Raw genomic sequence first — 703 nt, forward strand, 5'->3', positions numbered from 1 at the left:
AGTTGTGGCTTTCGTCAATCACAATCAAGTCATAGTTTCCCCAATTCACATGCTCCAAGTCGAGGCCATTACTCAAACCACGGTCACGTGAAAGGTCGGAGTGGAAAAGGATGTCATACCTTAGCCGATCGGCAGCTACGGGGTTGTTTTTGTAATTGGCACGGAAAGTCTGCCAGTTGTCATTCAGTTTTTTAGGGCAAAGTACAAGCACCGACTTATTACGGTTCTCGTAATACTTGATAACCGCCAATGCCGTAAAGGTCTTGCCAAGACCTACTGAATCGGCAAGGATGCAACCATTGTATTTTTCCAACTTGTTAATGATAGCCAGCGCAGCATCACGTTGGAAATTATAGAGTTTATTCCAAATAATACTCGTTTTGAACCCCGTGCGTTCATTGGGCAACACATCTTCGCTGATGTCTTCCAAAAACTCATTAAAGATATTATAAAGAGCAATAAAATAGACATACTCCGGTGCATTTTCTTGATATACAGTGTCTATGTACTCCAATATACGCTTCGTTACATCCTCAAATTTCTCATCGTTATTCCATTGCTCATTGAAAATTTCCAGATATGCGTTTGCTGTCGGTGAAGGCAATACATTTACCACATTATACACATTCAAGACAATAAACAACTAATAATCAAATGATTAGATATTAAATAGAGTAAAAAAGGACTTGTGTGCGAGCTATGA

The 703-nt window shown here is 39.5% G+C and carries 1 pseudogene; it reads right to left on the minus strand.

The annotated features are described in order from the left end of the window. Positions 1-628: pseudogene (locus ABUA47_RS10675) on the minus strand (SNF2-related protein); the annotation flags it as partial. Between the last annotated feature and the right edge of the window lie 75 nt (positions 629-703).

The organism is Bacteroides sp. RTP31139st1_H2_RTP31139_211217 (genome assembly GCF_040227615.1).
Classification (GTDB): domain Bacteria; phylum Bacteroidota; class Bacteroidia; order Bacteroidales; family Bacteroidaceae; genus Bacteroides; species Bacteroides uniformis.